This window comes from Zavarzinia sp., assembly GCF_041650655.1.
Taxonomy (GTDB): domain Bacteria; phylum Pseudomonadota; class Alphaproteobacteria; order Zavarziniales; family Zavarziniaceae; genus Zavarzinia.
Genome location: NZ_JBAZKR010000170.1, coordinates 1 through 5,364, shown reverse-complemented (window position 1 = coordinate 5,364; position 5,364 = coordinate 1). Strand labels below are relative to the sequence as shown.

Genomic DNA, 5,364 nt, shown 5'->3' with positions numbered 1-5,364 from the left:
GGGCTCGCATCGACGGTCACTTGCCGGGCACCGATCTGCTCCGCCAGCCCCGCCCTGATCCGTTCGAGCTGCGTCGTGCGCTCGACCTGCATATCGACCGGCAGCCGCTCGGCGGCGGCGGCCTTCGTACTCGCCGCCGTCGCCCCCGGGACCGGGAGGTGGCGGAGATCGATCGCCGCCACGGGCACCGCGGCCGCCATCGCCGCCTGGGCATCCCCGGTCCGGGCGGTCAACATGCCGAGCGCCATGAGGTAGAGCGTGACCAGAAAGAGGGCGGCACAGGAAGCCGCCGCCCAATAGGGGATGCGGACGCGCCCCTGTCGGAGCGGGACGTCGGCGCCCTTCCACCGGGGCGACAGATCCTCGTATCGCGCCGGGTTCAGGCGCTGCAATGTATCGTAGACCTCCCGCTGCACCACGGCAGCGGCGGGTGCGCCGCCTTCCTTGCGGCATCGACCGAGGAACCCCACCGCCAGACAGGCGTGAAACAACTGGAGCAGGTGGCGATTGCCTGCCGGATCAGCGCGTGCCCGCGCCAATTCGTCGAAGAAGCGGACACCGCCGTCTCGCGAGTCGAAAAAGGTGATGAGCATCCCTTTGCCGACCCAGATCCGGGGGTCGTCGACCGGAATGTTCTGCATCACGTCGTCCACCGTGGCGCAGAGGATGTATTTCGCTGTACGGACCCGCGTCGACGCCACGTCTCCCGCCGTGGCCGAGCGTTCGAACACACCGATCGCTGCCGCCATCTCCGCCAGGAGTCGTTCCACAGAATCGGCCGCCAACATCCGGGTACGAATCCGCCCCAGGACGATCAGGATCGGCATCGCCGCCTGCAGCAGCGGATTCGGGCCCGGCGCCAGCGCGATCTCCGTGGCCGCCAATTCCGGGCCGGACGCCGCTCCGTCATCGTGGACCGCGCCCGCCGTCTCTCGCGGCGTCGGCTCCGCCGCCTCACCCTGGCCGAAACGGCGCGCCTTGCCGAAGGCCCCGGCGGCGCGCAGGCCTTCGTCGCCCGGGGGCGTCGACTTGTTCCGGCGACTGCCGGGGTCGGGAATGTGGACCGTCGGGCGGCGGCTGCCTCCGCCGTGCTCCTCTCGTGCCATGGCTCAGGCTCCCGTGATCGCCCAGAGGACGAGTTGAAGCCCCGGCCAATTCCCGGAATCGTGCATCTCGATGCTTGCCGATCGGCTGAAGTCCGGCCACAGGGGCGATGTCTTGTCGAGTTTGAAATAGACGTGATCGCGGATCGGCCGGAGATCCGGCGGGACCGTCGGCTGATGGATCAGCGGCACGCCCCGGACATTGGAATACACGATGTCGTGCATCCGAATGTCGGGGCCCAGCTTGAAGAGACTGGCGAATTTGCTTTGCAGTTCGGCCGCCGGGCGATCGGATGCCACGTCGAGAATGAAGGTCGCCGTCTGAAACAGGACCGGATCGGGCACCTCGGCCGTATAGGCGGTGGGAAAGTCTTCGACCGGCTCCACCGCGATCTTGAGCGGGCGACGGCTGAATTGGGCCGACAGAAAGGCCTGCAAGTCGCGCAGCAGCGGCTCGAAGGTGGTGCGGAGGTCGTCATGGTCATAGGCGGGATAGGCCGCCGCTCGACGCTCGGCCGTGGCGAAGGTCGCGAGTTCGCCGGCGAGGCGCAGCAACTCCTCGTAGAGCCGCTCGGGATGCACGAAACGCGACGCCCGGAGATGGCGCAGCACCGCGATGCTGCGGTTGAGGACCTGAAGCACCAGATAATCGGCGTTCTGAAGGCCACCGCCATCGCGGAAATCGGTGGCGTAGCGCGCCAACTCGCCCAGTTTGTTGTCGAGCCAGCCGAGCACCCGGTCGAGCCAACCGAGCACCACGGGATGGGCATGGCACAGCAACAGCGGCGGAACGAAGGCCCCGTCGAAGACGATCTCCTTGTCTCGGACCTCTCGGATCCGCGCGATCGGCAGGCCGGCATGACCGGCCTTGACCGTCTTGCCGCCGATCTCCAGGGACAACCGGGGGTGGGCGACCTCGATCATCTCCTCCGCGCGCATCGCGGCCGAAGCGTCGATCAGTGTCTCCTCGCCCAGGACGTAGCGGGTGCCGCCGCCGGCCGCGGCGTCGCCGATTTCGCACACGTTCGGCGCCGCCAACGGCATGACCAGCCAAGCTATCTTGCTGGCGGCATCTCTCGGCACGTCGGCCGGCTCGGGCGCCGGGCTGTCGGCGGGAAAGGCGAAGGGCGTGCCATCCACCATGAGCCCGGCCGCATGGCGCAGCATGAATCGGCCCTGGCGCGCCAGATCGAGATCGATTTCCAGCGCCGAGAAGCCCCAGGGATAGGGCGTGACATGCCGGCTGCGCGCCTCGACCAGGCGTTCGACATAGCGGTCGTGCTGCTGAAGGTGTTGTGGCCGCAAGAATTGCCCCTCTGACCACACAACCTTGCTGTACCACGACATTGCCGCCCCCGGAGAAAGACTCCTTTAGAGGGTATATCAATGGTATAATGCGCACCATAGTTGATGAATGCTGCATCACAACTTTTAGGATTTTGCGCGAGTCGGTCCCATGGCACGCCGTTCATGCCGAAGAGACGCCTGCGGACGGGGGCGGAATGTCACACCGATGTCGGCGGGGGATTGGTGAGCCGGGCGGGAATCGAACCCGCGACCACATGATTAAAAGTCACGTGCTCTACCGACTGAGCTACCGGCTCACACTGGATGCCGGGAATCAGCTTCCCGGCGGGCGGGGCACCTTAGAGGGGTGGCCCCGCCGTGGTCAATAGTCGGCGCCGCCGGCCTCGAATGCAGCCACGAAAGCGCCCAGGCGGCCGGCGCGGATCGCACTGCGCAGGCCCGCCATCAGGTCCTGGTAGTACTGGAGATTATGGGCGGTCATCAGCATGGCGCCCAGGATCTCCTGGGATTTCACCAGGTGGTGCAGATAGGCACGGGAGAAGTCGCGGCAGGCCGGGCAGTGGCAGCGGGAATCCAGCGGGCGCTGGTCCTCGGCATGGGCGGCGTTGCGGATGTTCAGCGTGCCGCTCCGCGTGAAGGCCTGGCCATTGCGGCCGGAGCGGGTCGGAATCACGCAGTCGAACATGTCGATGCCGCGGGCGACGGCGCCGACGATGTCGGAGGGCTTGCCAACCCCCATCAGGTAACGCGGCCGGTCCGCCGGCAGATGGGGCACGGTCGCTGCGATGGTTTCGAACATCACCTCCTGCGGCTCGCCCACCGCGAGGCCACCGAGGGCATAGCCGGGGAAGCCGATCGCCACCAGCCCCTCGGCGGAAGCCCGGCGGAGGTCGAGTTCCGTGCCGCCCTGGACGATGCCGAAGATCGCGCGGCCCGGCGGCGGCGCGCTCTTTTCGAAGGCGTCTTTGCTTCGCTTGGCCCAGCGCAGCGACAGTTCCATGGCCCGCGCCGTCTCCTCGCGCGAGGCCGGCAGGGCGACGCATTCGTCGAGCTGCATGGCAATGTCGCTGTCGAGCAGGCGCTGGATCTCGATCGAGCGTTCGGGCGACATGGCATGCCGGCTGCCGTCGAGATGGGACTGGAAAGTGACCCCCTCCTCGGTGATCTTGCGGAGCGCCGCCAGCGACATGACCTGGAAGCCGCCGCTGTCGGTCAGGATCGGGTGCGGCCAGTTCATGAACTTGTGCAGGCCGCCCAGGCGCGCCACCCGCTCCGCCCCAGGCCGCAGCATCAGGTGATAGGTATTGCCCAGCAGGATGTCGGCGCCGGCCTTGCGCACCGTCTCGGGCATCGCCGCCTTCACCGTGGCGGCCGTGCCGACGGGCATGAAGGCCGGCGTGCGGATCACGCCGCGCCCCGTGCGCACATGGCCGGCGCGGGCGGTACCGTCGCGCGCCTCGACCGAGAAACCGAAATCCTTGGCCGTCATAGGTCTTGCTCCAGCCGGTCGATCAGGCAGGCGTCGCCGTAGGAATAGAAACGATAGCCGGCTTCGACCGCATGGGCATAGGCGGCCTTGATCCGCCGCGGGCCGGCGAAGGCGGAAACCAGCATGACCAGGGTCGATTTCGGCAGATGGAAATTGGTCATCAGCAGGTCGGCCGCACGGAAGCGGTAGCCGGGCGTGATGAAGATGTCGGTCCAGCCGGCGAAGGACGCCACCGTGCCGCCGGCCGCCGCCGCCTCGATCAGGCGGAGCGCCGTGGTGCCGACGGCGATCACGCGGCGCCCCCCGGCCCCATTCGGCGTGCATCTTGTGATCCGCCGTATCCTCGACCTTGACCGGCAGGAAGGTGCCGGCGCCGACATGGAGGGTCACGGTCGTCCGTTCGACGCCCAGGGTGGCCAGGCGTGCCAGCATTGCTTCGGTCAGGTGCAGGCTGGCGGTCGGCGCCGCCACCGCCCCCTCGCGCGCGGCGAAGACGGTCTGATAGTCGCTGCGGTCCTGAGCGTCGGGCTTGCGCAGATGGGCGATATAGGGCGGCAGCGGCATGGTGCCGACCAGGTCCAGTGCCTCCATCAAAGCCTGCCCCTCGGCCGAGAAGCGGAGCGTGATCGGCCCTTCCGGATCCTTCGCCGTCACGGTCGCGGAGAGCCCGGCGGCGAAATCGATGCGCACCCCCGGCTTGCACTTCCGGCCCGGCTTGGCCAGGCATTCCCAGGTCGCGGCATCGACCATGCGGATCAGATTGAGCTCGACCCGCCCTTCGCCGATCCGGCCTTCCAGCCGCGCGGGAATCACCTTTGTATCGTTGAGCACCAGGAGGTCGCCCGCGCGGAGTTCGCCCGGCAGGTCCCCCACCGTGAGGTCGCGCAGGCCGCCCGCTTCGATGCGCAGCAGGCGCGCGCTCTCCCGCGGGCTCGCGGGCCTGACCGCGATCCGCCCTTCCGGCAGTTCGAAATCGAAATCGGCGACTTTCATCGGTTCTTCGGAGTGGGAGCTTCGGCTCCCCTCACCTTTCCGTCATGCCCGGGCGCGTCCCAGGCATCCACGCGAACACCACCGCCAGCGAGAATTCGTGGATGGCCGGGACAAGCCCGGCCATGACGATATTGCGCGGGGCCTGGCCGGCCTTACTTCACGTCGGCCTGGACCTTGAGCGAGATGATCTTGTCCTGGGGCGCCGGCACCGAGCCGGACTGGCCCTGGCCGCGCTTGATCTTGTCGACGAATTCCATGCCCGAGACGACACGGCCGAACACCGTGTACTGGCCGTCCAGGAAGCGCGCCGGCTGGAAGCAGATGAAAAACTGGCTGTCGGCGCTGTCCGGGCTCTGGGCACGGGCCATGCCGAGGGTGCCGCGCAGGAACGGCTCCTGGGTGAATTCGGCCTTCAGCTTCTGGCCCGAACCGCCCATGCCGGTGCCGGTCGGGTCGCCGGTCTGGGCCATG

4 protein-coding genes, 1 tRNA gene and 1 pseudogene are annotated in these 5,364 nt (G+C 67.9%); all 6 read right to left on the bottom strand.

Annotated features, from left to right (window positions below; genetic code table 11):
* The coding region (icmH, locus tag WC493_RS21430) for a type IVB secretion system protein IcmH/DotU (protein ID WP_373068357.1) at positions 1-884 on the bottom strand (884 nt) is incomplete at its 3' end.
* A 225-nt stretch (positions 885-1,109) separates the two neighbouring features.
* Entirely contained in the window at positions 1,110-2,450 is a 1,341-nt protein-coding gene (tssK, locus tag WC493_RS21425) for a type VI secretion system baseplate subunit TssK (RefSeq protein WP_373068355.1), read from the bottom strand.
* A 181-nt stretch (positions 2,451-2,631) separates the two neighbouring features.
* Positions 2,632-2,707 (bottom strand) — tRNA-Lys (locus WC493_RS21420).
* Positions 2,708-2,772: 65 nt separating this feature from the next.
* Positions 2,773-3,900 (bottom strand): tRNA guanosine(34) transglycosylase Tgt, encoded by a 1,128-nt coding sequence (gene tgt / locus WC493_RS21415; protein WP_373068353.1) that lies wholly within the window; start codon positions 3,898-3,900, stop codon positions 2,773-2,775.
* Positions 3,897-4,893 (bottom strand): annotated as a pseudogene (gene queA / locus WC493_RS21410) (tRNA preQ1(34) S-adenosylmethionine ribosyltransferase-isomerase QueA). The gene tgt and the pseudogene queA overlap by 4 nt, the downstream one beginning before the upstream one ends.
* 152 nt (positions 4,894-5,045) lie before the next feature.
* A partial coding sequence (locus WC493_RS21405; protein ID WP_373068351.1) for a peptidylprolyl isomerase occupies positions 5,046-5,364 on the bottom strand: 319 nt, incomplete at its 5' end.

Coding starts and splice junctions, on each gene's coding strand:
- tssK (WP_373068355.1), bottom strand. CDS start 2,450: ATGTCGTGGTACAGCAAGGTTGTGTGGTCAGAGGGGCAATTCTTGCGG.
- tgt (WP_373068353.1), bottom strand. CDS start 3,900: ATGACGGCCAAGGATTTCGGTTTCTCGGTCGAGGCGCGCGACGGTACC.